Raw genomic sequence first — 24,546 nt, forward strand, 5'->3', positions numbered from 1 at the left:
CCGGGCGCGAACGGCTCACCCGGTGCCAACGGCACGCCCGGCACGAACGGCACGCCCGGCGCGAACGGCTCACCCGGCGCCAACGGCACGCCCGGCGCGAACGGCTCACCCGGCGCCAACGGACTCCCGGGCGCGAACGGCTCACCCGGTGCCAACGGCACGCCCGGCACGAACGGCACGCCCGGCGCGAACGGCTCACCCGGCGCCAACGGCACGCCCGGCCCCGCAGGACCGGCAGGACCCGCAGGGCCGGCGGGCCCCGCAGGGCCGTCCCAGTCTCCAAGTGGCCACGGCGGTCACGGCGGCCCGGGGCACGGCGACCAGGGTCACGGTGGTCATGAGCAAGGTGATCACGGGAACGACCAGGGCCATCACGGCAACGTGCCGGGCGGCCCCGTGCAGGTCGGCAATGGTCAGGTCGGCAACGGTCAGGGCGGCCATGCCCAGGGCGGCAACGCACCGGGCGCTCCCGTACAGGGCGGTCCCGTGCAGCACCCGAATGAGTCGGGACCGGCACTCGCCGCCACCGGCTCGGGCGGATCGATCGGCCTCCTGGTCGGCTCGACGGCCGCCCTCACCCTGGGCGGTGCACTCGTCGTCCTGGTGAGGCGAAGCGGACGAGCCGCGGCCCGCCGACGGCACTGACCCCGACAAAACCCGGCAGGCCCCGCGGATCTCGCGGCGACGGCGGACGACCCGGCCGGCGCCGATCGTGACCACCCGGGACGTCCGACGACATCAAAAGAGCACCGGCCCGCGACTCCCCCCACGGGACGCGGGCCGGTGCAGTCGGTGGAGGGTCGGTCCGCGATCGGCAGGTAGACCCAGTTGCCCTGCTCCGCGAACTCCTCCGACTTGGCCTGCAGGCCGGCCGGCGCCTCGGCATCGTGACCGGAGGCCACGGCGGAGGAGCCCCCGCCGTGCGCCGCTCGAATCTGCTGGGAGATCTTCGGAGCCTCGGGGAGAAGGCGCAGGCGTTCGGCTGGCTGGTGGTCCATCGCTACACGGACAACGACAAGAGCGCGAGCAAGGAGAACGTCGTCCGCGACGACTTCGAGCAGTTGGTGGTGGACCTCTCCGCCGGACACACCCCCGAGGGCTACCCCATCCACGGCGTGATGGCGGACAACGACGACCGGCTGTACCGACGCCCCGGTGGCTGGGAGCGCTACCTGCGAGCGTTCACCGCTCACGAGCGACGGGTGTACTGGGACTCCAACGGCGTGCAGGACCTCTACGCCGAGGGTTTCGAGATCAAGGGACTCGTCGGTGTCGCGATGTCCCTCGCGGAGACGCGGAAGAAGCAGCGGCGTTCACGCAACAGCCACCGTTACCGATCTCCGCAGCGAACCGCGCTGGATGTGGTACCTCACCCCGCACAAGCTGCACGGAGAGACCGGGCACGCCCTCTACCTGCTCGCCACGGTCAAGGGAAGACCGGTGTCCGACCTTGTGTCCAGACTCCGCCGGGCCGTTGACTCCCAGACCTCCAACCGGGCCCGCTCGAAGGCGATCGACACCGTGCAACTGGCCACAGTGCTCTACCGCCAAGGGGCTCGGGACGAAGCCGAGCACTACGCCCGCACCGCAACCGACTTTCCACCGTGGTCCGCTCCGCACGACTGGATGCCGCACTGGCCGAGATGAGGAGAGCCCAAGCATGACCATCGAAGACGTGATCAAGGAGCCGCCGCCCGTGGCGTCACCGGCCTGCCGGAGCCGTCTCGCCTGACGCACGTCCGGGTGTGGCCGGGCGCGTCCAATGGGTCGGCGAGGTCGGCGAGCCACCCCACAACGAGATGGTGGGCGAAGGCATGTTCGACACGAAGGACGAGGCTCAGGAGGCCGCGTTGAAGGCCGTCGCCGATGGCCGGTCCCTCCTTCTCGCACTGCTGCCGGCCGACCTGGCAGCGACGGCCGAGGAGTGGGCGGAGCCGACTGTCAGCGCCTGGGACGCCTGAGGACACCCGAGCGCACCGGCCCGCGACTCCCCCCTTTGGGACGCGGGACGGTGCGCAGTCAATGGGGCTCAGTCCACCAGCGGCAGGTAGACCTTGTTGCCCTGGGCCGCGAACTCCTCGGACTTGGCCTGCATGCCGGCCAGCGCCTCGGCGTCGAACTCGGTGGCGACGGCGCTGGAGCCGTCACCGTGCTCGTCGCGGATCTTCTGCGAGATCTTCATCGAGCAGAACTTCGGGCCGCACATCGAGCAGAAGTGGGCCGTCTTGGCGGGCTCGGCGGGGAGCGTCTCGTCGTGGAACTCGCGGGCCGTCTCCGGGTCGAGGGCCAGGTTGAACTGGTCCTCCCAGCGGAACTCGAAGCGGGCGTCGGAGAGCGCGTCGTCCCAGGCCTGGGCACCGGGGTGGCCCTTGGCGAGGTCGGCGGCATGGGCGGCGATCTTGTAGGTGATGACGCCGGTCTTGACGTCGTCCCGGTTGGGCAGGCCCAGGTGCTCCTTGGGGGTGACGTAGCAGAGCATCGCCGTCCCCCACCAGGCGATCATCGCGGCGCCGATGCCCGAGGTGATGTGGTCGTAGCCGGGGGCGACGTCCGTGGTGAGCGGGCCGAGGGTGTAGAACGGCGCCTCGTCGCAGATCTCCTTCTGGAGATCCATGTTCTCCCGGATCTTGTTCATCGGGACGTGGCCCGGGCCCTCGATCATCACCTGGACGTCGCGTTCGCGCGCGATCCGGCCGAGCTCGCCCAGCGTCTGCAGCTCGGCGAACTGCGCCTCGTCGTTGGCGTCCGCGATCGAGCCGGGGCGCAGGCCGTCACCGAGCGAGAAGGTGACGTCGTAGCTCGCGAGGATCTCGCAGAGCTCCTCGAAGTTGGTGTAGAGGAAGTTCTCCTGATGGTGCGCCAGGCACCAGGCGGCCATGATCGAGCCGCCGCGCGAGACGATGCCGGTCTTGCGGCGGGCCGTCAGCGGCACGTACCGCAGCAGCACGCCGGCGTGCACGGTCATGTAGTCGACGCCCTGCTCGCACTGCTCGACGATCGTGTCGCGGTAGACGTCCCAGCTGAGTTCCTCGGCCCGGCCGTCGACCTTCTCCAGCGCCTGGTAGAGCGGCACCGTGCCGATCGGCACCGGGGAGTTGCGCAGGATCCACTCGCGGGTGGTGTGGATGTTGCGGCCGGTGGAGAGGTCCATGACGGTGTCGGCGCCCCAACGGGTGGCCCAGGTCATCTTCTCCACCTCCTCCTCGATCGAGGACGTGACGGCGGAGTTGCCGATGTTGGCGTTGATCTTCACCAGGAAGTTGGTGCCGATGATCGACGGCTCCACCTCGGGGTGGTTCACGTTGACCGGGATGACGGCGCGCCCGCGCGCCACCTCGGCGCGGACGTACTCCGGGGCCAGGCCCTCGCGCAGGGCCACGAACTCCATCTCCGGGGTCACCACGCCGCGCCTGGCGTAGGCGAGCTGGGTGACGGAGGCGCCGGACCGGCCGCGCAGCGGGCGGCGCGGCCGGCCGGGGAAGACGGCGTCGAGGTTGCGCAGGTTCCCGCCGCGCGGCGAGGTGTGCTTGATCCCGTCGTCCTCCGGGCGGGCCTCCCGGCCGTCGTACTCCTCGACGTCGCCGCGCTGGCGGATCCAGGAATCGCGCAACGGCGGCAGGCCGCGGCGCACGTCGGCCTCGTACGCGGGGTCGGTGTACTGGCCCGAGGTGTCGTAGAGCGGGACGGTCCGGCCGTTGGTGAGGACGACCTCGCGGTACGGGACGCGCAGGTCGGGGCGGGACCCTTCGCGGTAGGCCTTGCGCCAGGCCGGGGTCGGGTAGCCGGTACCCGTGCTCCCGGTGCCCGTGCTCCCGGCGTCCTGGTTCCGGGCAGACTGCGGCTGTGCATCGAACGTGGTCATCAGACCCTCTACTCCCTACGCCGGCATTACCCGGTCAGGTTCCTGCGGTCGACGCAGCGGTCGGCACGTCCAGCGACGTTCCGGTCAGCGCCCTCTCAGCCCGGTGCTCCGAGCTCCCGTGTCCGCAGGCGGTGTTGCCTGCGCATGACGTCCAACACCGTAGCGAGCGGATCGCCGCTGGTCCAGAGGGGGTCCGTCCCCCGGCACCCGACTCCGGCCCGAACGTTTGATCGTCGACGATACGATCTCCGCGCACGCGTTCGCGCACACGACCGGCACGTCGCCGGAACACCTGCGCCACCATCGGGGGGATCACCATGAGGACTTCGCGCCTCCTTGCCGCCTGTGCGGCCGTTACCGCGAGTCTCGGCCTGGGCCTGGGTGCGGCGTCCGCCGCCCCGCTCGCCGATCCGACCGCGACGCCCGCCGCCGCCGCCTCGAACCCGTCCGGAAGTGCCGCGCCGAGCACCGGACCGACCGGCGACCCCACCGACCCGGCACCGAACACGGCGCCCACCGCCGGCCCGACCACCGGCCCGACCGCGGCACCGACCGCCACGGGCACCACCACGCCGACCACCGCACCGACGGACACGCCGACCGCCACACCGTCGGCCACCCCGACCGGCACGCCGACCCCGACCGGCAGCCCGACGGAGCAGCCCTGCACCTTCGCCCACCGGCCCGTCGCCACCATCCCGGTCAGCTGGAACGACAGCGGCTACCCCGAGCTTTCGCTGGTGAAGGGCGGCCCGGCCGTCGAGTCCACCGTGACCGTCCGCAACACCACGGGCTACGACCTGCCCGAGTTCAGCTCCACGTTCACGGTGATCGGACACGGTGTCCGGAACCTCACCGCGGAGACGAGGTTCCCCGGCGGCGCCTGGAGCACCGGGACACCCGTCGAGGGCAGTGACAGCTGGCTCCAGGTGCCGCTCCAGACCTTCCGGCTCGCCAAGGACGAGTCGCTGACCTTCCGGCTCCGCCTGGCCGCCGGCCGGGACGCGGTCGCGGAGAAGGTGGGCTTCTCCCTGAACGCCCAGTCCTCCTTCACGTACGAGCAGCCCGGCCGGGACTACTGCCGGACCGTCGCGAACGCCTCCGGCGGCATCACCGTCACCGAGGCGACCGGCACGGGCACCACGCCGTCGACGCCCGACCCGACGACCACCCCGACCAGCCCGACCGTCCCCGCCACCGGCACCCCCAGCCCCTCGGCGAGCCCGGCGGCCGGTGGTGGCGGCACCGCCGCCACCGGCGGCCAGGGCACCCAACTGGCCCACACCGGAGCCGGTTCGACCACCCCGCTGGCCGCCGGCGCGGTCGGCGCGGTGGCCGTGGGCCTCGCCACCGTCCTCGTGGTGCGGCGCCGTCGCGAGCACGCCGGGTCCTGAGCCCAGGGCGTTCCCGGTGCCTGTCCGCCTGTCGACCGGCGGACGGGCACCGGCCTTTCGGCGCACCGGTCTTCCGGCCCACCGGGGTGGCACACTGGCCGACATGGTGGGACTGGCGGGGCGGGTCAGCGGGGCGGTCGGCGCGGGGCTGGTCGGCGAGGTGATGGTGCACGTTCCGGAACGCCGGGGCACGGAGGCGTTCCTCGCCTACCTCGCCGTGCCGGGCGACCGACTGCCGGTCGGGACACCGGTGGTGGTGATCGAGTACCAGCCTCCGCGCACGGTCTACGTGGCACCGGTCCTCCCGTGACAGGCTTGTGACGGGCCGTCACGTCCTTTCCCTTCTCTTCGGGTTGTACCGGGCGGACAATCCGAATCGGCGCATCTCATGTGCCGAGAGGGGGAGTTGAACCATGGTGTACGTCATCATCGGGGCAGCCGCCGCGGTGCTGCTGGTGGGAATCACGCTCTTCAAACTCATGTGGCGGGTGGCCGAGCCCAACGAGGCGCTGATCATCTCGGGCTCCCGGCACCGGACCGAGGGGGTCGGGGACGGCCTGGGCTTCCGGATCGTCACCGGTCGGGGGACTTTCGTCACGCCGGGCCTGCAAGGTGTCCGCCGGCTCTCGCTGGACCTCAACGAGGCCGAGCTGAACGTCGAGTGCGTCACCACCCAGGGCATCCCGGTCCGGGTCAAGGGCGTGGTGATCTTCAAGGTCGGCGACGACGACGTCTCGATCGCCAATGCCGCCCGACGCTTCCTGGACCAGCAGAAACTGATCAGCCAGCGGGTCCACAACGTCTTCGCCGGCCACCTGCGCTCGATCGTCGGCGGGCTCACCGTCGAGGACATGATCCGCGACCGCGAGCGGCTCACCGGGGAGACCAGGGCCGCCTCCGGGCTGGAGATGGAGAAGCTCGGGCTGATCATCGACACCCTGCAGATCCAGGAGATCATCGACCCGACCGGCTACATCAAGAACCTCGCCATCCCGCACGCCGCGGCCGTCCAGCGGGACGCCCGGATCGCCCAGGCCCAGGCCGACCGGATGGCCACCGAGGCGGAGCAGGAGGCCGCCGCCCGCAAGGCCGAGGCGACCCGCAACAGCGCCATCCAGCAGTCCGCGTACCAGGCCGAACGCGACACCGCCAACGCCCGGGCCGAGCAGGCCGGACCGCTCGCCGAGGCCGCCTCCCGGCAGGAGGTGGTCGTCCAGGAGACGAAGGTCGCCGAGCTGGAGGCGCGCCGCAAGGAACAGCAGCTGCAGATCGAGGTCCGCAAGCCCGCCGACGCCAAGGCGTACGAGACCCGCACCCGGGCCGACGCCGACCGCGACGCCCGGATCTCCGCCGCGCAGGCCAACGCCCAGGAGACTCAGCTGAAGGCCGCCGCCGAGGCCGGACAGGTCAGGGTCGCGGCCGAGGCGGCGGCGGACGCCACCAGGCTGCGCGCGCTGGCCGAGGCCGAGGCGACCAGGGCCACCGGACAGGCCGAGGCCGCGGCCGCCGAGGCCCGCGGGCTGGCGGAGGCGGAGGCGGCCAAGGCGATCGGGCTCGCCAAGGCCGCGGGCATCCAGGCCCGGGCCGCCGCCCTCGCGGAGAACCAGGACGCGGTAGTGGCCCAGGAGTTGGCGGAGAAGTGGCCGGACATCGTGCTGGCAGCCGCGCAGTCCTTCGGCAATGTCGAGCACATGGTGCTGCTCAACGGCGCCGAGGGGGTGGGCGAGCTGTTCGCCAAGGCGCTCACGATGGGCGGGACCGGCCTCGGTCTGGCCCGCCAGCTGCTCACCACCCTGCACGGGCCGGAGCAGTCGGGCCCGGCCGCGGACGCGGCGACGGCGGTGCCGGGCCCGACGGCGGTGCCGGGCCCGACGGCCGCCGTGGTGCCCGTCCAGCAGATCCCGGTCGAGGGGTGAGACCCTCCCCCGGCACGATTGGGTAGCCGCCCGCGCCCACCTGAGTACCCGTACTCAGGTGGGCGCGGTCCCGCCCGCCGGAGCATGGGGGCATGCACCCAGCAGCCACCGCCCGGATCGGCATCACCGCCGTCGGATCCCACCTCCCCGCCCGCCGGCTGACCTCCCGGCAGCTCCAGGACGAGGTCACCGCCGGCGGCCGGCTCCGGCTTCCGGAGCGGATGTTCGAGAAGGCGACCGGCATCGTCACCCGGCACTTCGCGGCCGAGGGCGAGTACGCCTCCACACTGGCCGTCGGAGCCGCCCGGCACGCCCTGGACGCCCGCGGTCTGGACCCGCGCGACATCGACCTGCTGCTGTACGCCTCCGCCACCCGGGACGTCTGCGAACCCGCGACCGCCCACCTCGTCCAGGCCGAACTCGGCTCCCGGGCCCACGCCCTGGACGTCAGCAACGCCTGCAACAGCTTCCTCAACGGGATCGACCTGGCCCGCGCGATGATCCTGGCCGGCCGGGCCCGGCGCGCCCTGGTGGTCACCGGCGAGACGCCGAGCCGGGCGATGCGCCGCGCACCGGACGGCCCGGCCGACTTCCGGGACGGCTTCGCCGGGTACACCTTCGGCGACGCCGGCGCGGCCGTGGTCGTCGAGGCGGTCGAGCGCGGCGGCATCCTCGACATCGAGACCGAGACCGCCTCCGAGCACTGGGCGGCCGGTGGCATCCCCGGCGGCGGCTCGCGCCACCCGCGCGGCGACGACTACAGCTACTTCCGGGGCGGCGGCAAGGAGTTGCGCGGTGTCTTCGAGGAGATCGGCGGCTCCATCCTGACCAGGGTGGCGGCCCGCACCGGCCTCGGCTGGGACGACTACGCCCGGGTGCTGGTGCACCAGGTGACCGTCCCCTACCTGGAGCGCTTCGTCGAGCTCACCGGGGTACCCGCCGAGAAGCTGGTGCTCACCGTGCCGGAGCTGGGAAATGTCGCCAGCGCCACACTGGGCATCCAACTCGACCGAATAAAGCCGGAACTGATCCCTGGCGACAAGGTGCTGCTGATCGGCCTCGGCGGCGGCGTGAGCCTGATGACCATGGTGTGGGAGGCCTAGTGAACACCGGGACGGACCTGTGGGTGGTCGTCCCGGCCTACCAGGAGGAGGCGCGGATCGAGGACACCCTGACCGCCCTGGCCGCCCAGCGGGACCGCGCGTTCACCCTGCTGGTCGCCGACAACGGCTCCACCGACGCCACCGTGGCGAAGGTCCGGGCCTTCGCCGCCCGGGCGCCGTTCCCGGTCGAGGTGCTGGTCGAACCGGAGAAGGGCGTCGGCTCGGCGATCGACACCGGCTTCCGGTACGCCATCGCGCACGGCGCCACCCTGCTCGCCCGCACCGACGCCGACTGCCTGCCGGAGCCCGGCTGGACGGCGGCCGCCCGGGCCGGGATGCGGGCCTGCGGCGGGCTGGTCTGCGGCCGGGTCACCGCCCGGCGGGACGAGCACGGACCGGCCGGGCGCGCGGTGTTCCTGGTCCTGGTCGCGCTCGGCGCGTTCTTCGGCCGGATCCGGCCCGCGCACCGCCGCCGGCACGGCTACCGCACGCCGTACCGGATGCACGCCGGCAACAACATGGCGATCACCGCCGAGCTGTACCGGGCCGTCGGCGGGATGCCGCGCCGGCCGTCGCCCACCGACCGGATGTTCATCAACCGGGTGCGCCGCCACACCACCGCGATCGTCCACCGCCGCGACATGGTGGTGCAGAACTCCACCCGGCGGATCCGCGCCTACGGCGTGCTCGGCACCGCCCGCTGGTACCTGGAACGCGGCGCGGGCCGGCGCTCGGTGGACGTCCGCTGAACCGGCGCGGGCCGACCCGGCCCACCGGGCTGCCCCGCCCCACCGACCGCAGCCCCACCGACCGACACCCCACCGACCGAAGCCCCGTTGAGGAGGGCCCCGTGCTCGACCGGCTCGCCCACAGCCTGCGCACCGTCCACCCCGACCGGCCCGCCGTCCTGGGCCGGGGCCGCACCGGCGCCACCCGGGTCCGGATCCGCCGCGGCGAACTCGCCGAGCTCGCCGACCGCTACGCCGCCGCCCTGCACGCCCGCGGCCTCGGCGGCGGGGCCACCCTCGGCGTCGCCGTCCGCCCCGGCCCCCGGGCCCTCGCCGTCCTGCTCGCCGCCCACCGGCTCGGCCTGCGCACCGCCGTCCTCGACCCGACCGCCGGGCCGGACGTCCTGGCCGCCCGGCTCGCCCTGGCCCGGCCGGACCTGGTGCTCGCCGACGCCGCCGCCCAGGCGGTGGCCGGCTGGGCCGGACCGCTGGCCCGCCGGGCCGACCTCGCCCTGCCCCGGCTGGCCGCGCTCGGCCCGGTCGCCACCCTCGGCCGCCGGCTGCCCGGCTGCGCGCCCCGGCTCGCGGCCGCCCGCACCCCCGCGCCCGCGCCGCGCACCGCCGGCCCGGACACCGATGCCGTGATCGTCTTCACCTCCGGCACCACCGCCCGCCCGCGCGCCGTCGTGCACACCCGTGACGGCCTGGCGGCCGGTCTGCGCACCGTCACGGAGCTGGTCGACCCCCAGCCGGGCAGCGTGGTGCTCGGCGGCACCTTCTTCGTCCTGGTACCCGCCCTCGCGGCCGGCGCCGCCGTGGCCCTCCCGGCCCGGAGCCCGCGGGCGCTGGCCGGCCAACTCGCCCGGCTGGCCCCGGCCCAGACCTACCTCACCCCGCCGGCGCTGCGCGCCGCCCTCGGCGCCGGCGCCCGCTTCCACGGCCGGGTCTGGACCGGCTCTGCGCCCGCCGACGCGGCCCTGCTGCGGCGGGTCAAGCAGGCCGGCGCCGACCAGGCCTGGGGCGTCTACGCGCTCACCGAGCTGTTCCCGGCCGCCGCCGTCGAGGAGGCCGAGAAGAGCGCCCACACCGGGCCCGGCGACCTGGTCGGCGCCCCGCTGCCCGGGGTGCGCACCGGCCTCACCCCGGAGGGCGAACTGCTGCTGGCCGGACCGGGCGCCCGGCACCGCTACCTCGGCGACGAACCCGACCCCTGGGTCCGCACCGGCGACCGGGCCACCCTCGGCCCGGACGGCCGGATCGTGCTCGCGGGACGGCTCAAGGACATGGTGCTGCGCCGCGCCGAGAACATCTACCCCGGCCTGTACGAACCCGCGCTGCACCTGCCGGACGTCGAACTCGCCGTCCTGGTCGGTGTTCCGGCCCCCGACGCACCGGGCGACGAGCGGCTGGTCGCCCTCGTCCAGCCGCGTCCCGGCGCCGACCCGCGGCGGCTGCGCGCCGCCCTGCGCGGCCCGCTCGACCGGATGGGAGGTGCCCGGCCGGACGCCGTGCTGTTCGGTGCCGTCCCGCTGGCCGGGCGCTCCCGCAAGCCCGACCGGGCGGCAGCCGCCGCGCACTGCGCCCGGGAGCTGGCCGGATGACCGCCGACCGCGACGCCGCGCCCGCCGTCAACGCACCCGCCGGACACGCACCCGCCGCCGACCGGGCCGCGCGCCGTCGCGACCGCCGGGTCTACCTGCGCAGCCACCCCGTCCTGTTCGCGCTGCTCTGCGCCACCCGCCGCCGCCCGGTCGTCCGGCTCGGCCGCACCGTCCTGGTGCACGACACCGCGGCCTACCGCGAGGCACTCACCCGTGTCCCGCTCGACCGCACCGCTCCCGGCACCACCGGCGGCGCCGCGGCCCGACTCACCGACGGCGGACTGCTGTTCGACCAGGACGGCGCCGAACACCGGGCGGCCCGCCGGGCGGTGGCGGCCGACCTGAACGCCGGCGCGCTCGACCGGATCCGCCCGCGCTGGCAGGCCGTACTCGCCGAACGCGTCCCGGCCCTGGCCGCCGGCTCACTCGAACTGGTCGCACTGGCACAGGAGTTGGCCGGCGTGACAGCCGCCGCGCTGACCGGCTCCGCCGCCTGCCCGCACACCCTGGCGCGGGCCTGCGCCGCCACCGCCGCGGCCGCCGCCCGGGACCACCTGCCCGGCCCGCGCCGGCCGGACGGACGGGCCGCCGCCGACCGGGCCGCCGCCCTCACCGCGCTGCTCCCGGACCCGCTCGACGCCATGCTCACCGTCGCCGCCGTCACCACCACCGTCGCGGCCCTGCCCCGGGCCGCCGCCTGGTGCGCCGACGCCGGCCTCTGGCCCGACGTCGACCCCGCCACCGCGCCCGGGCTCGCCGCCGAACTCCTCCGGCTGACCGCCCCCTCGCCCCTGCTCCCCCGGGTCGCCGCCGCCGACGCCACCCTGGCCGGCCGCCCGGTCCGGGCCGGCGACCGTCTGGTCCTGGTCGCCCGGCACGCCGCCCGGGCCCACCGGACCGGACCCGCCCCCGGCCCGGCCGCCACCCAGGCCGTCTTCGGCGCCGGCCCGCACGCCTGCCCGGGTGCCGGACTCGCCCGCGCCCTGCTCACCGACCTGCTGCTCACCCTGGCCCCCTACCGCCCGGTGGTCACCCGGGCCCGGGTCGACCGCCGGTCCGCCCTCCCCGGCTACAAGGAACTCACCCTCCGGCGCGCGGAGCCGCGCGCCGCCCGCCCGGGAACGCCCAACACCGGCCCGAGGAGTCCCGAGGAGTCCCGATGCGGATAGCCGTCACCGGCGCCGGCGGCTTCTGCGGCTCGCACGTCGCCCTCGCCGCCGCCGCGCTGGGCCTCGACGTGCGCTGCTACGGCCGCTCCCCGGGCCCGGTCGGTCGGCACGTCCACTGGGACGCCACCACCGGCGACCCCGACCTGACCGGCGTCGACCTGGTGGTGCACTGCGCCGCCGCCGTCGCCGACCTCCCCCCGGGCTCGGCCGGCGAGGCCCAGCAGTACGCCGTCAACGTCACCGGCACCGAACGGCTGCTGCGCGCCGCCGCCGGCCGCCCGGTGGTCTGGGTGAGCAGTGCCAGCGTCTACGACCCCCGGATCGACCGCGCCGGCGTCACGGAGCAGCACCCCACCGAGGGCGGCCACCTCAACGCCTACGGGCGCACCAAGGCGGCCGGTGAACGGCTCGCGCTGGCCGCGGGCGCCGTCGTGCTGCGCCCACGCGCCGTCTACGGGCCGGGCGATCCGCACCTCGCCCCGCAGGTGCTGGCGCGGGTCCGGCACGGGGTGCTGCTGCTCCCGGGCGGTGACGTCCGGATCAGCCTGACCGCCGTGCGGAACCTCGCCGACGCGTGCCTGGCCGCCCTGGGCCTGACCGGCCGCGCCTGGGCGCCCGGCGCGTACAACATCGCCGACGACCGGCCCTACCGGCGCGACGACGCGGTCCGCCGGGTGCTCGCCGCCCACGGGGTGCGGGCCCGGATCCGGCACGTGCCGGTGCCGCTCGCCCGGCTGGCCGCCCGCACCGGCCGCGTCCCCGGGCTGACCCCGTACGCGGTCGACCAGCTCGCCACCGGGATCACCCTCGACCTCACCCGGTCCCGGACCCAGCACTGGCGGCCGAGCTGGGACCTCGCCACGGTCCTGCCCCTCGACCGTGCCTCCAAGAGCTGAGCCGTCCGCCACGGCCGGCCCGTCCACCACCGACGACGCGTCCGCCTCCGCCGGCCCGTCCACCGACGACTGACGCCCGCACCCCCGAGGGGGTACGGGCGTCCGGGGCCGGCCGGCGGCTCAGCTCTTGGCGGCCTTCTTCACCAGGATCACCACGGCCGCGGCGATCCCGACCACCACCAGCAGCTTGAAGACCAGGCTCAGCAGCGCACCCACCACGCCGAAGACGAAGCCGATGATGTTCCAGGCCAGGATCAGCACCAGCACCGGAACGACGATGTTGCGCACCCACGAGGGCAGCGACTTCCAGAACTCAGCCATGTCCGTTCCTTCTCTCCCCTCGGGCCGGCTGCCGTCCGGTGCCGCATCCCGCTTGCTTTCGATACTTCGATCGTACGGCGACGCACGGGCCGGAACGAGAGCCAACGGCCCGGAGAGAACCCGGAGATCACCCCGACCCCGACCCCCGGGAAGACCCTGGGGGAGAGGCGCCCGAACACCCCGGGCCCGGGGCCGCGAGCACGGGCGCGGGCCCGGGATCCCGGGCCCGCCGGCAGGGCGCCGCCGCCCGGGGAATCACCGGGCCGGCGTCAGACCGGCCAGCGCTCGCCGCGCCAGGCGGCGTCCCAGAACATCCACTCGTACCGCGAGGTGGTGGTGAAGTGCTCCACCACCCGACGGCGTTCGGCCGGGGAGATCTCCTCGCCGAGCCGGTCGGTCAGGGCGAGGACGCGACGCACCACGGACTGGAACGCCTCGTCACCGTAGGTGGCGATCCACTTGGCGTACAGCGGGTCGGGCGAGCCCTCGGCGAGCAGCCGGTCGCCGACCCGGGCGTAGATCCAGTAGCAGGGCAGCACCGCGCCGACCGCCTCCGCGAAGGAGCCGCCGTACACGGTCGCCAGCAGGTAGCTGGTGTAGGCCCGGGTGGTGGGCAGGACCGGCTCGGCGGCGGCCTGTTCGGCGCCGGCGCCGAAGGCCGTCATGAACTCCGCGTGCATGCCCTGCTCGGCCGCCAACGCGCCGACCGCGTCGTCCGCGAAGGCCCGCACATCCTCCTCGGCGGGCGCCTTGGCGGCGCAGACGGCGAGTGCGCGGGCGTAGTCGCGCAGGTAGTGCGAGTCCTGGACGACGAAGTGGCGGAACGCCTCGCGCGGCAGGGTGCCGTCGGTGAGGCCGCCGATGAAGGGGTGGTCGAGGATCTCGGCGTAGACCGGCTCGATCGCCGCCCAGAGTTCTTCCGTCAGGCTCAGGCTCATGTCCCGACCCTAACCGGACCGCCCCGGGCCCCGGCCGGCGGTCCCGCGGCGGGCGCTCCCGCGGCCGGCCGCTCAGTCCTCCGGCGGGGAGAACACCACCAGGACCCGCAACTCCTCGGTGATGTGGTGGAACCGGTGCGGCACCCCGGCCGGGACGTAGACCACGGTGCCGCGGGCCACCGTGGTGGTCTCGCCCCCGACGGTCAACTCGGCCCGGCCGCTGACCACCTGGTAGATCTCGTCCTGGGCGTGCGCGGTCTGCGGGTCGGTGTCGCCGGGGGAGAGCGCGTAGAGGCCGGCGGACATCCGCGGCTCGCGCAGGAAGCGCAGATAGGCGCCGTCGTTGGCGGCACGTTCGGCGTCCAGTTCGTCCAGCCGGAACAGCTTCACCGGGCTCCCTCACTCGTCCTGGTCCGGGCACCGGGCGGGGCCCACCGGCATTCAACACCAACATGCCGCCGGGAGCTTCCGCCACCCCGTCCGGCCTGCGACGCTGGCCCCATGAAGGGTTTCGTCATCAAGACACTTATCAACGCGGCCGCCATCTGGGTGGCCGCCTGGATCGTCACCGGCATCACGCTGACGGGCAACGACTGGCAGCACAAGACGCTGACGGTGATCGCCGTGGCGCTGGTCTTCGGGGTGGTGAACTGGCTGATCAAGCCGGTGGTCCAGCTGTTCTCGCTGCCGCTGTTCATCCTCACCCTGGGCCTGATCACCTTCGTCATCAACGCCCTGATGCTCTGGCTGACCTCCTGGGCCTCGGACAAGCTGAACCTGGACTTCGCCGTCGACGGCTTCTGGTCGGCGCTGTTCGGCGCGCTGATCATCAGCCTGGTCTCCTGGGGGCTCAACCTGGCCCTCGGCGACGACGACTGAGCGGGTCCGACCCGCACGGCGGCCCGCGGCGCACCACGCCGACGGCCGCCCCGCCATCGGCGCGCACCACGCGCGCGAGGGGCCCGCACCCGGTTCCGCCCCGGGAGCGGGCCCCTTCTGCCGTGCCGGACCGGCGACCGGTCACCTCTCACAGCCGCCGAGGATGTCGGCGAGCTGGGCGTCGATCTCCCCGCCGGTGAGCTCCTGGCCCATCGGCACCAGCCGGTCGGTCCGCGCCAGGAAGGCGATCAGCGGCGGCGCGGAGGCGCGCAGCAGGGCGTCCCCGTCGGGGGAGTGCAGCACGACGCAGACCTCCGAGAGCTCCTCGCCGACCGGGTGGATGTGCACATCACCCTCGCCCGCCGGCCGGCTGATCCCGTCGAGCAGCAGCTCCCGGGCGAAGACCCAGGTGACCGGGGCGTCGCCGGGCAGGTGGAAGGTGAAGCGGACCGCGTACGGATCGGCGGGGTCGTACTCCAGGTCGACCACGATGCGGAAGGAGAGCTCGGTGGAGACCACGAGGTTCATCACCAGGTGGCCCTGGACTGTGCTGTGCTGCATGGCGCCAGTACCTCTCGTTCTGCCCGGCCGTGCGTGCTGTGGGTCCGCAGGTGGCCCGGACAATGCAGTTCGCTGACATGGGAGGGAGTTCGACTGTGTCGGCCGTGCGACCGATTGAGGCGGTTTTGTGCAACCAATCCCTGTTCGATCCTCATCGTCCATGTTTGGGGACGTAGTGGACAAGGTGTGCTTTTTCAAATGGTGAACGAGGGGGAATGGGCTTGTGCCCCTGGGGCACAAGGAGGGTCAGCGGACGAACGAGGCCGTCATCGCGCCGACGCTGCGCCGCAGTTGTGCGGCGGCGGCGACCAACCGGCCGGCCTGCTCGACCGGGAGGGAGATGGCCATCGTCGCGACCACCGAGCCGACGGTGATGGGGACGGCGGCGCAGACGGTGCCGAGCGCGTACTCCTGCTGCTCCAGCACCGGCACGGTCGGGCGCAGCGCGGCGAGCCGCCGCAGCACCGTCGACTCGTCGGAGAGCGTGGAGGGGGTGAGCCCGACCGGAGGGTGGCGGGCGAGGTGGTCGCGCCGTGCCTCGTCGGGCAGTTGGGCCAGCAGGCACTGGCCGATGGCGTGCGCGTGGGCGGTGGCGCGGAAGTCGGCCCACGGCTCGACGGCCGGCTGGCCGGCCCCGGCGGCGGTGTCCACCACCGTCACCTCGCCGTCCTGGTAGCGCGCGAAGTAGACCGCGGCGCCGAGTTCGTCTCTCAACTGTTCCATCCGGACCCGTAGGTCGTGCCGCTCGGACTGCCGGTCGTCGGCCCGGCCTATGCCGTCCACCGACTCCCCGTAGAAGAACCTGCCGTCGGCCCGCCGCAGATAGCCCTCGTGGGTCAGGGTGCGCAGCAGGTGGTAGGTGGTGCCGAGCGGCAGGCCCGCGGCGCGGGCGAGTTGCTTGGCGGTCGCGCCCTGCAGAAACCCTCCGACGGCCTCCAGCAGCCGCAGCGCCCGTTGGACGGAGGCGATCAGGGTAGGCTGCCGGTCCTTGCGCGTCGGTGTCGTGCGCTCCGCGATCTGATCCATGACCACACCCAGCCCCCAGCCCGAGTCGTTGCACAGGAGGGCATGCGGAGCGAAGTACTCCGATTTGCCCGATAGTCGCTCATTGCAGCACAGGCCCGGCGCCGCTGCAATCACTCTCTTACGATTCGATCGATAAATTCCTTCGAATTGAAGGCAAAAGAAGACTTACGTTCGATCATTTCAATCTCATTTCACGCCTCCTCTTTACTATCCAAGATCTATCCGCAGTGTGAGCGCTCCCCGAACGGACGCACCCGAGCGGGCACGAGTTTCGGCCCCGCCGGGCTGCGGGAGACTCCCGCACAACGCTCCAGCCCCGGAGGTGGCCATGCGCACCCCGCCCCGACCCGTCGTCAAACGGACCGCACGGGCGATCCTGCTGGAGCTGGACCAGGCCGATCCGCACGGACCGGCCTCCATCGTGCTGATCAAACGCACCCGGCCCGGCTCCCCGCACCCGTACTGGATCACCCCCGGCGGCGGGGTCGAGAGCGGCGACCGCACGGTGACGGACGCCCTGCACCGCGAGGTGGACGAGGAACTCGGCGGCAAGGTGGTGGACGTCGTCCCCGCCTTCGTCGACACCATCAGCCACACCCACCACGACGACGGCACCCTGCTCCACCCGCACGGGGTCAAGGTGCAGCACTTCTTCGTCTGCCGGCTCGCCTCGATGGACCTCGCCCGGCGGCACGGGCCCGAGGTGGACCGGCCCAACGGCGAGTACGAGGTGGTCCGGGTGCCCTTCACCCGGGAGGGCGTCACCGCGGTCAACGTCGTCCCGCCCAGCCTGCGGGCCTATCTGGCGGCCAACATCGAGGGCGTTCGCGCGCTGCTCGCGCCCGACCTGGGCTGACCCGGGCTGACCCGGGCTGACCGGGGCTGTGCCGGGCTCCCGGCGCAGCCCGCCGGCCGGCCAGTCCGCCGCCAGTCCGCCGGTCAGCCCGCCGCCAGGTCGCCGACCAGGTCGTGCCGGATCCGCTCCGGCGCCACCCCGGCCCGCAGCAGGACGCCGACCCCGCGCCGCACCATCGCGGCCGGCCCGCCGAGGTACGCCTCCCGGCCGGCCCACGACCCGAACCGGCCGACCACCTCCGGCAGTTCGCCGGTGAGCAGACCCCCGGTGAGCAGACCGCCGCCCACCACCGGGCCGCCGGAGTGCGGCCCCGGCCCGGACAGCACCGGGTGCACCGAGAGCCAGCGGTGCCGCTCGGCGAGCCCGCGCAGCGCCTCCAGTTCGTACAGCTCGGCGGCCCGCCGGGCACCGTAGAAGACCTCCACCGAGCGGCCCGCCGCGCCGTGGTCGGCCACCTCCTCCACCAGCGCCTTGATCGGCGCGATCCCGGTGCCGCCGCCGAGACAGAGCAGATCCGTACCGGCCGTGTGGTCGACGGTCATGGTGCCCGCCGCCGGGCCCAGCCGCAGCACGTCCCCCGGCACGGCCCGGTGCACCAGCGCGTTGCTCACCCAGCCCGCCTGGACGGCCTTGACGTGGAGGGTCAGCAGGCCGTCCGGCCGGGGCGCGGAGGCGAACGAGAAGTACCGCCAGACCCGCGGCCACCAGGGCGTCTCCAGACTGGTGTACTGCCCGGCCCGGAACGGATAGGCCTGGTCGGGGCGGAGCGTGAGCACCGCGACGTCCGGGGTGCGCAGCTCGTGCCCGACCACCTCGGCCTGCCACCAGGGCGGCGAGGTGCGGGCGTCCTCCTCGGCGGCCTCGATCATGATCGAGGAGACCAGCCGGTAGACGCGGCGCCAGGCCAGCTCGGTCTCGGCGTCCCAGCGACTGCCCGCATACCGGGCCAGCGCCGCCACCAGGCATTCCCCCACCGGGCCGTAGTGGCCGGTCAGGGTGCCGTACCGGCGGTGACCGCGACCGAGCGCGCTCAGGTAGGCGCGCAGTCCGTCCGGGTCTCCGGCGCTCCGGGCGGCCATCAGCAGCGCGCGGAAGAGCCGGTCGCGCTGGACGTCCATGGCCGCGGGGAAGAGTGCGCGGACCTCGGGGTGGTGCAGGAAGATCAGTGCGTAGAAGTGTGCGGTGGCCCGGTCGGCGACCGGCTCGACCACGGCCAGGCTGGTCCGGATCAGCTCGATGTCCCGGGCGGTGGGCGGCTGTTCGGCCTCGGCGGGCCCGGCGGACCCGGTCGCACCGACGGGCCCGGACCCGGCCGCCGGGTCGGACCACGGCGCGGACCGGAGCCCCGGTACCGGCTCGGCCGCGGGAGCCGTCCAGTTGAGGCCGGGGGCCCGGGTGAACAGCGGCTCGATCGTGGGTCCGGGCTGCCCGGTGGGCATCGACGGAGCCGGGATCACGGGCGGCACGGCGGGCGGTGCGGGGATCGCCGGCCACGGCGGCACGGCGGCGGCCGGCACGGCGGCGGCCGGCGCGAAGGGGGCCGGCGCCGGGGGCACGAGGGGGGCGGACACCGGCGGGAGGTCCGGCGGGTCCAGCGGCATCGGGGGGAGGTCCGCCGGGGTGTCCGTGCGCACCGCCCGAGCGGTGTCCGGCACCGTGTCCGGCGTGGTGTCCGGGCCGGCTTCCGGCGCGGCGTCCGGCAATCCCGGAACGGCCGCGGCTCGCGCGGAGCCGTGTCCGGTACGGACCAGGAGAGTTCTGCGGGACTTCACCGCAACGTTTCGAGTACTCAAGAGAATCGTTTCGCCTCCGGCCGGCCTGTGCCACCACCTGGCTTGTTCCTGCTGACGCCTAGGCAGCGTGGCACGCCCGAAGTACTCATCCGACAAATCGCGCGAAGCCCGGACACCCGCCCCCCGCACGCGCTACTCTCGCTCGTTCCGCGGTCGCCCTGGGTGTCCGGGCAGCCACCCAAGGCGACCACCCGGACCCTCCGGTCACAACTGCCGCAGCAGCATGCCCGGTTGCTCGACACAGTCCGCGACGAACCGCAGGAACCCGCCCGCGGTACCGCCGTCACAGACCCGATGATCGAAGGTGAAGGACAGCTGGGTCACCTCGCGCACCGCCAACTCGCCCTGGTGAACCCAGGGTTTGGCGACGATCCGGCCCACGCCGAGCATCGCCGCCTCGGGGTGGTTGAGGATCGGGGTCGAGCCGTCCACGCCGAACACGCCGTAGTTGTTCAGGGTGAACGTGCCACCCGTGAGGTCGGCCGGAGTGAGCGCCCCGGTCCGGGCCGACTCGGTCAACCGGCCCAGCTCCGAACCGACTTGCTCGGTGCTCAACCGCTGGGCGTCGCGCACGACCGGGACGACCAGACCGCGCTCACCCTGGGCGGCGAAGCCCAGGTGCACCGCGGAGTGCCGCAGGATTCCCGACCCGTCCTCCGTAACACTGGAGTTGAGCTCGGGGAAGCGGGCCAACGCCACCGTGCAGATCCGGGCGAGCAGCGCCAGCACGCTCACCTTCGGTCCGGGCGTGGCGTTCAACTGCCTGCGCAGCAGCATCAGTTCGGTGGCATCGGCATCGACCCAGCAGGTCGCCGCCGGGATCTCCCGGTGGCTGCGGGTGAGCTTCTCGGCGACCGCCCTGCGCAGACCGCGCAGCGGGACCACCTCGGCTCCGGCCGACGCGGATACCCCGCCCGACACCGGCGCCTGGGCCGGCGCGGCGCCCGTGGCCAGCGCCGCGACCGCCCGTTCGACGTCCGCACGCATGATCAGACCGTCCGGCCCGCTGCCGGTCAGCGCCGCCAGATCGATCCCGTGCTCCCGGGCCGACCGCCGGACCAGCGGCGAGATCACCGGCACCACCGCCGGAACACCCCCGGCGGCCACCGGAGCGACCGGCGCCGCCGGGGCCGCCGGGGCCGCCACCGCGGCCACCGGAGCGACCGGCGGAGCCACCGGGGCCACGGCGGCCGCGCCGCCCGGAGCCCCGACCCGGCGGCGCCGGCCGCCCCGGTCCGGCTCCGCGACCCCGTAGCCGACCAGCGGACGCTCCACCTCGGCGGCCGGGAACTCGGCCGGGAACGACACCCCCTCGGCGGGCGACACCGCGACCGTCACCAGCGCCGCGCCGACCGCCACCTCCTCGCCCGGCTCGCCGTACCGGGCGGTGACCACCCCGCCGTACGGGCAGGGCACCTCGACCACGGCCTTGGCGGTCTCCACCTCCACCACCGGCTGGTCGACGACGATCACCTCGCCGACCTCGACCATCCAGCGCACCACCTCCGCCCCGGTGAGCCCCTCACCGAGGTCGGGCAGGGTGAACTCGCGCACGACGGGCATCATCCTCAGGCCTCCCACTGCAGCCGGGCGACCGCGTCCAGGATCCGGTCCACCCCGGGCAGGTGGTGGTGCTCCAGCATCGGTGGCGGGTACGGGATGTCGAAGCCGGTGACCCGCAGCACCGGTGCGGCCAGGTGGTGGAAGCACCGCTCGGTGACCCGGGCGGCGATCTCCGCGCCGGTGCCGCCGAAGCCGGTCGCCTCGTGCACCACCACGGCCCGGCCGAGCGAGCGCACCACCCGGCAGACCGTCTCGTCGTCGAACGGCACCAGGGTGCGCAGGTCGAGCACCGCGAGGTCCCAGCCCTCGGCCTTCGCCGCCTCGGCCGCCTCCAGGCAGACCGGCAGCGAGGGCCCGTAGGTGATCAGCACCGCCGACGTCCCGGTCCGCCGCAGGACGGCCCGCCCGATCGGCTCGACCGGTACGGCCGGGTCGAACTCCGCCTTGCCCCAGTAGAGCCGCTTGGGCTCCAGGAACACCACCGGGTCGTCCGAGGCGATCGAGGCCCGCAGCAGCCCGTAGGCGTCGGCCACCGTGGCCGGGGTGACCACGTGCAGGCCGGGGGTGCTCGCGTAGTACGCCTCGGAGGCGTCGCTGTGGTGCTCGACGCCGCCGATGCCGCCGCCGTACGGGATGCGGACGGTGATCGGCAGCGGCAGCCGGCCGGCCGTGCGGTTGCGCATCTTGGCGACGTGCGAGAACAACTGCTCCAGCGCCGGGTAGGCGAAGGCGTCGAACTGCATCTCGACCACCGGGCGCAGCCCGTACATCGCCATGCCGATCGCGGTGCCGAGGATGCCGGCCTCGGCCAGCGGGGTGTCCAGGCAGCGGTCGGCACCGAACTCGGCGGTCAGGCCGTCGGTGACCCGGAAGACTCCGCCGAGCGCGCCGACGTCCTCGCCGAGCACGTGCACGGCCGGGTCCTCGCGCAGGGCGTCCCGCAGTGCGGAGTTGAGCGCCTGCGCCATACCGGCGGAACGCGGGCCGGCCGGGGACTGCCGGACGGCGGGCCGGCCGAGGGTGGCGGCGGGCGACGGATGGGCGGTGTTGCTCATGGGTGCTGCACCTCGGCCTCGGCGGCCAGCTCGGCGGACAACTGGGCGGCCTGCTCCCGGAGTTGCGGGGTGGGCTCGGCGTACACATGGGCGAACAGCGCCATCGGGTCCAGCTCGGCGTCGGCGTGGAACTCGGCCCGCATCCGGGCCGCCAGGGCCTCCGCCTCATCGGCCGACTCCTGCACCAGGGCGTCGTCCAGCAGGCCGAGCCGGCGCAGGTGGCGCTCCATCAGCAGGATCGGGTCGTGCTCGCGCCAGGCGGCCACCTCGGTGTCGTCCCGGTAGCGGGTGGCGTCGTCGGCGTTGGTGTGCGCCTCGACGCGGTAGGTGAGCGCCTCGACCAGGGTCGGGCCGCCACCGGTCCGGGCCCGCTCGACCGCCTCGGTCAGCACGCTGTGCACGGCGGGCGCGTCATTGCCGTCCACCAGCCGGCCCGGTATGCCGTAGCCGACCGCCTTGTGGGCGAGCGTCGGCGCGGCGGACTGCGCGGTGAGCGGGACGGAGATCGCGTACCCGTTGTTCTGGACCAGGAAGACCACCGGGGCGTTCAGCACGGCGGCGAAGTTCAGCGCCTCGTGGAAGTCGCCCTCACTGGTGCCGCCGTCGCCGAGCAGCGCCAGCGCGACCACCGGATCGCCGCTGAGCCGGGCGGCGTGCGCCAGTCCGACGGCGTGCGGGGCCTGGGTGGCCAGCGGGGTGCAGAGCGGCGCCGTCCGGGTGGCCACCGGGTCGTAGCCGGTGTGGGCGTTGCCGCGCAGCAGGGTCAGCGCCTCCAGCGGGTCGACGCCGCGGGAGACCACCGCGAGGGTGTCGCGGTAACTCGGGAACAACCAGTCGCGCTCGCCGAGCGCCAGCGCGGCGGCGACCTGGCAGGCCTCCTGGCCGGTGGACGCCGGGTAGACGGCCAGCCGGCCCTGCTTGGTGAGGGTGGTGGCCTGCTGGTTGTAGCGGCGGCCGACCACCAGGCGGCGGTACAGCTCGCGCAGCAGCGCGGGGTCGTACTTCTCCAGCTCGGGCGTGCCGAGCACGCGGACCGGTGAGGCGTCCGGAAGCAGCGGGGCCGGGTCGCTGCGCGGGGCGGTCGCCCCGGGCAGCCAACCGGGCACGGCCGTGTGGTGTCTGTGGTCGAGAACGGTCATCTCGGGCACCTCCAGGGGTGGCGGGGGCTCCCTACCGATTGTTCGGTCGTCTGTTCATCTTGACCAGAAGCGTGACAAGGTGGTGGACAATCGGCCCGGGTGGCGGTCGACTGGTGGCAGTACGTCCAATCCGTGGGGGTGGGGGGTCATGTCGGCTGAACAGACGTCCAGACTCGACCGTGTCGACCGGGCGATCCTGCGGCTGCTGCAGCAGGACGGTCGCGCCTCGATCCGCTCGGTGGCCGAGCGGGTGCACGTGTCCCGGGCGAATGCGTACGCCCGGATATCCAGGATGGTCGAGGACGGCGTCATTCGCGGCTTCACCGCCCGGGTCGACCACGAAAAGGCAGGTCAGGGCGCATCCGCCTACGTCACCCTGAAGATCGTGCAGAACTCCTGGCGCACCGTGCGAGAGCGCCTGCTGGAGCTGCCCGGGGTCGCGCACATCGCTCTGGTCGGTGGAGACTTCGACGTCCTGCTGCTGGTGCACACCGACGACAACCACGCCCTGCGCGAGCTGGTGCTGGGCAGCATCCAGTCCATCCCGCAGGTGCTCGGCACCCGCACCATGCTGGTCTTCGAGGAAACCGACCAGGTACCGCCGCTGTAATGTCGCCCGCTCGCCTCCGGGCTGTGTTGTCGCCCGCTCGCCTCCGGGCCGCTCTCGTCCGGTGCCGACGGTCGGCGCTCCGACGCCGCTCGTTCCTCGCGGCGTCCTCGCTTCTTCCTTTCGGCACCGGCGCGGCCCTTCGGCTCGGGGCGGATTCGGTCGGGGCCGGGGTCAGAGCCGGTGGCCGGGGTCCAGACGCCGGGGCCGGGGCTTCACGCCCGGGCAGCGCCGCTCCGGACGCGCCGTGCGAGGTCGGGGTCAGAACCGATGGCCGGGGTCAGAGCCGGTGGCTGGGGCCCAGACGCCGGGGTTGGGGTCCAGACGCCTGGGCTTGGGTCCAGACGCCACGGGCCGGGGCTCGGACGTCCTGGCCGGGGTCCGGGCGCCGGCGGCCGGGCCGGGAGTCGGGTCCGCTGCCCGGCTCGGGCGCCCGTCCCCGGCCTTGCCGCCCCGGTCCTACCGGGCCCGGAGGCCGTCGAAGGCCAGGTGGACCACCGCGTCCGCGACGCCGTCGGCCGCCTTGAGGCCCGGCCGGTACCACTCCACGATCGAGTTGATCATGCCGAAGAGCAGCCGGGTGGCCAGCCGGGGCTCGACGTCCGCCCGGAGCGAGCCGTCCGCGACGGCGGCCCGCAGCAGCTCGGCCACCTGGTGGTCGAAGTCGCGGCGGCGCTCCAGCGCCCACTGCTCGGTGACGGTGTTGCCGCGCACCCGCAGCAGCAGGGTGACGTAGGGCAGCTCGGTCAGCAGCACCTCGGCGGTGCGCCGCACCACGTGCTCCAGCCGCTCCACCGCCGGGCCCCCGACCGCCTCCGGTTCGGCGAGGATGCCGAACAGCCCGTCCAGGGCCCGCCCGACGGCCAGCCGGAGCAGCTCCTCCTTGCCCCGCACATGGTGGTAGATCGAGGACTTGGAGATCCCGGCGGCCCGGGACAGGTCCTCCATCGACGTGCCGTCGTAGCCACGCTCGTTGAAGACGTCGACGGTCACCGCGAGCAGCGACTCCACGGTGTACGCGGTACGCGTGGTGTGATCGGCCATTCTCCGAGTATCCCCGCCCCCGCTGCGCCGGATGCGCCCGGGTCCATTGGTCCGCACCACTGGCACGGCCGACCGCCTAGAATCTGCGGACCAGC

General features: G+C 74.0%; 24 protein-coding genes, 1 pseudogene and 1 riboswitch. Of the genes and pseudogenes, 13 read left to right on the forward strand and 12 right to left on the reverse strand.

Annotation, left to right across the window (positions count from 1 at the left end):
* Nucleotides 1–215, reverse strand: a pseudogene (locus ACIQTO_RS00125) (hypothetical protein); the annotation flags it as partial.
* Between the two features lie 705 nt (nucleotides 216–920).
* On the opposite strand from ACIQTO_RS00125, the gene ACIQTO_RS00130 reads away from it, so the two are divergent.
* Entirely contained in the window at nucleotides 921–1,478 is a 558-nt protein-coding gene (locus ACIQTO_RS00130) for a hypothetical protein (RefSeq protein ID WP_402380746.1), read from the forward strand.
* 336 nt (nucleotides 1,479–1,814) lie between these two features.
* Nucleotides 1,815–1,961 carry a hypothetical protein gene (locus tag ACIQTO_RS00135; RefSeq protein ID WP_402380749.1) on the forward strand — a complete coding sequence of 49 codons (147 nt, stop codon included), beginning with the start codon at nucleotides 1,815–1,817 and terminating at the stop codon, nucleotides 1,959–1,961.
* 68 nt (nucleotides 1,962–2,029) lie between these two features.
* Here the strand turns inward: ACIQTO_RS00135 and thiC are convergent, their stop codons facing one another.
* Nucleotides 2,030–3,862, reverse strand: coding sequence for a phosphomethylpyrimidine synthase ThiC (thiC, locus tag ACIQTO_RS00140; protein WP_402380752.1), 1,833 nt, complete (start codon nucleotides 3,860–3,862; stop codon nucleotides 2,030–2,032).
* Nucleotides 3,858–3,992: riboswitch (TPP riboswitch) on the reverse strand. It overlaps the preceding gene by 5 nt.
* A 187-nt stretch (nucleotides 3,993–4,179) precedes the next feature.
* Between thiC and ACIQTO_RS00145 the strand changes: the two genes are divergently transcribed.
* The 8 genes from ACIQTO_RS00145 to ACIQTO_RS00180 all read left to right on the forward strand — a co-directional run bounded on the left by ACIQTO_RS00145 (nucleotide 4,180) and on the right by ACIQTO_RS00180 (nucleotide 12,669).
* Nucleotides 4,180–5,256, forward strand: coding sequence for an LPXTG cell wall anchor domain-containing protein (locus ACIQTO_RS00145; protein ID WP_402380755.1), 1,077 nt, complete (start codon nucleotides 4,180–4,182; stop codon nucleotides 5,254–5,256).
* 103 nt (nucleotides 5,257–5,359) lie between these two features.
* A complete protein-coding gene (locus ACIQTO_RS00150; RefSeq protein ID WP_380581021.1) occupies nucleotides 5,360–5,566 on the forward strand; it encodes a hypothetical protein in 207 nt (68 codons plus the stop codon).
* A gap of 103 nt (nucleotides 5,567–5,669) precedes the next feature.
* Nucleotides 5,670–7,172, forward strand: coding sequence for an SPFH domain-containing protein (locus tag ACIQTO_RS00155; protein WP_402380759.1), 1,503 nt, complete (start codon nucleotides 5,670–5,672; stop codon nucleotides 7,170–7,172).
* A gap of 92 nt (nucleotides 7,173–7,264) precedes the next feature.
* Nucleotides 7,265–8,275 (forward strand): 3-oxoacyl-ACP synthase III family protein, encoded by a 1,011-nt coding sequence (locus tag ACIQTO_RS00160; protein WP_402380762.1) that lies wholly within the window; start codon nucleotides 7,265–7,267, stop codon nucleotides 8,273–8,275.
* Nucleotides 8,275–9,024 carry a glycosyltransferase gene (locus tag ACIQTO_RS00165; RefSeq protein WP_402380765.1) on the forward strand — a complete coding sequence of 250 codons (750 nt, stop codon included), beginning with the start codon at nucleotides 8,275–8,277 and terminating at the stop codon, nucleotides 9,022–9,024. The genes ACIQTO_RS00160 and ACIQTO_RS00165 overlap by 1 nt, the downstream gene beginning before the upstream one ends.
* Before the next feature lie 101 nt (nucleotides 9,025–9,125).
* A complete protein-coding gene (locus ACIQTO_RS00170; protein ID WP_402380768.1) occupies nucleotides 9,126–10,604 on the forward strand; it encodes a class I adenylate-forming enzyme family protein in 1,479 nt (492 codons plus the stop codon).
* Nucleotides 10,601–11,773: a cytochrome P450 gene (locus ACIQTO_RS00175; protein WP_402380770.1), complete on the forward strand. Its 1,173-nt coding sequence runs from the start codon at nucleotides 10,601–10,603 to the stop codon at nucleotides 11,771–11,773. The genes ACIQTO_RS00170 and ACIQTO_RS00175 overlap by 4 nt, the downstream gene beginning before the upstream one ends.
* Complete coding sequence (locus ACIQTO_RS00180; RefSeq protein WP_402380772.1) at nucleotides 11,764–12,669, forward strand: NAD-dependent epimerase/dehydratase family protein; 906 nt, start codon at nucleotides 11,764–11,766, stop codon at nucleotides 12,667–12,669. Before ACIQTO_RS00175 ends, ACIQTO_RS00180 begins: the two co-directional genes overlap by 10 nt.
* A gap of 120 nt (nucleotides 12,670–12,789) precedes the next feature.
* On the opposite strand, the gene ACIQTO_RS00185 is transcribed toward ACIQTO_RS00180, so the two are convergent.
* The 3 genes from ACIQTO_RS00185 to ACIQTO_RS00195 form a co-directional block, all read right to left on the reverse strand.
* On the reverse strand, nucleotides 12,790–12,990 hold the full coding sequence (locus tag ACIQTO_RS00185) for a DUF5326 family protein (protein ID WP_380581017.1): 201 nt from the start codon (nucleotides 12,988–12,990) through the stop codon (nucleotides 12,790–12,792).
* A 269-nt stretch (nucleotides 12,991–13,259) separates the two neighbouring features.
* Nucleotides 13,260–13,928 (reverse strand): thiaminase II, encoded by a 669-nt coding sequence (tenA, locus tag ACIQTO_RS00190; protein ID WP_402380775.1) that lies wholly within the window; start codon nucleotides 13,926–13,928, stop codon nucleotides 13,260–13,262.
* A gap of 72 nt (nucleotides 13,929–14,000) precedes the next feature.
* A complete protein-coding gene (locus ACIQTO_RS00195) occupies nucleotides 14,001–14,318 on the reverse strand; it encodes a cupin domain-containing protein (RefSeq protein ID WP_402380778.1) in 318 nt (105 codons plus the stop codon).
* Nucleotides 14,319–14,429: 111 nt separating this feature from the next.
* Between ACIQTO_RS00195 and ACIQTO_RS00200 the strand changes: the two genes are divergently transcribed.
* Nucleotides 14,430–14,807, forward strand: coding sequence for a phage holin family protein (locus ACIQTO_RS00200; protein WP_402380780.1), 378 nt, complete (start codon nucleotides 14,430–14,432; stop codon nucleotides 14,805–14,807).
* Nucleotides 14,808–14,948: 141 nt separating this feature from the next.
* Here the strand turns inward: ACIQTO_RS00200 and ACIQTO_RS00205 are convergent, their stop codons facing one another.
* Entirely contained in the window at nucleotides 14,949–15,368 is a 420-nt protein-coding gene (locus ACIQTO_RS00205) for an SsgA family sporulation/cell division regulator (protein ID WP_402380783.1), read from the reverse strand.
* Nucleotides 15,369–15,614: 246 nt separating this feature from the next.
* Complete coding sequence (locus ACIQTO_RS00210; RefSeq protein ID WP_402380785.1) at nucleotides 15,615–16,394, reverse strand: IclR family transcriptional regulator; 780 nt, start codon at nucleotides 16,392–16,394, stop codon at nucleotides 15,615–15,617.
* Nucleotides 16,395–16,722: 328 nt separating this feature from the next.
* Between ACIQTO_RS00210 and ACIQTO_RS00215 the strand changes: the two genes are divergently transcribed.
* Nucleotides 16,723–17,250: an NUDIX domain-containing protein gene (locus ACIQTO_RS00215; protein WP_402380788.1), complete on the forward strand. Its 528-nt coding sequence runs from the start codon at nucleotides 16,723–16,725 to the stop codon at nucleotides 17,248–17,250.
* Between the two features lie 83 nt (nucleotides 17,251–17,333).
* On the opposite strand, the gene ACIQTO_RS00220 is transcribed toward ACIQTO_RS00215, so the two are convergent.
* From ACIQTO_RS00220 to pdhA, 4 genes are all read right to left on the reverse strand, one after another.
* Nucleotides 17,334–18,905 carry a globin domain-containing protein gene (locus ACIQTO_RS00220; RefSeq protein WP_402380790.1) on the reverse strand — a complete coding sequence of 524 codons (1,572 nt, stop codon included), beginning with the start codon at nucleotides 18,903–18,905 and terminating at the stop codon, nucleotides 17,334–17,336.
* A gap of 342 nt (nucleotides 18,906–19,247) precedes the next feature.
* Nucleotides 19,248–20,606 carry a dihydrolipoamide acetyltransferase family protein gene (locus tag ACIQTO_RS00225; RefSeq protein ID WP_402382663.1) on the reverse strand — a complete coding sequence of 453 codons (1,359 nt, stop codon included), beginning with the start codon at nucleotides 20,604–20,606 and terminating at the stop codon, nucleotides 19,248–19,250.
* Between the two features lie 5 nt (nucleotides 20,607–20,611).
* Nucleotides 20,612–21,574 (reverse strand): alpha-ketoacid dehydrogenase subunit beta, encoded by a 963-nt coding sequence (locus ACIQTO_RS00230; protein ID WP_402382666.1) that lies wholly within the window; start codon nucleotides 21,572–21,574, stop codon nucleotides 20,612–20,614.
* Nucleotides 21,575–21,657: 83 nt separating this feature from the next.
* Nucleotides 21,658–22,800: a pyruvate dehydrogenase (acetyl-transferring) E1 component subunit alpha gene (gene pdhA / locus ACIQTO_RS00235; protein ID WP_402380793.1), complete on the reverse strand. Its 1,143-nt coding sequence runs from the start codon at nucleotides 22,798–22,800 to the stop codon at nucleotides 21,658–21,660.
* A 148-nt stretch (nucleotides 22,801–22,948) separates the two neighbouring features.
* Here pdhA and ACIQTO_RS00240 point away from each other — a divergent pair, with 148 nt between their 5' ends.
* On the forward strand, nucleotides 22,949–23,410 hold the full coding sequence (locus ACIQTO_RS00240; RefSeq protein WP_402380796.1) for an Lrp/AsnC family transcriptional regulator: 462 nt from the start codon (nucleotides 22,949–22,951) through the stop codon (nucleotides 23,408–23,410).
* A 456-nt stretch (nucleotides 23,411–23,866) separates the two neighbouring features.
* Here the strand turns inward: ACIQTO_RS00240 and ACIQTO_RS00245 are convergent, their stop codons facing one another.
* Complete coding sequence (locus ACIQTO_RS00245; RefSeq protein ID WP_402380799.1) at nucleotides 23,867–24,451, reverse strand: TetR/AcrR family transcriptional regulator; 585 nt, start codon at nucleotides 24,449–24,451, stop codon at nucleotides 23,867–23,869.
* Nucleotides 24,452–24,546: the final 95 nt, after the last annotated feature.

Source organism: Kitasatospora sp. NPDC091207 (assembly GCF_044768625.1).
In the GTDB taxonomy this organism is placed as follows: Bacteria; Actinomycetota; Actinomycetes; order Streptomycetales; family Streptomycetaceae; genus Kitasatospora.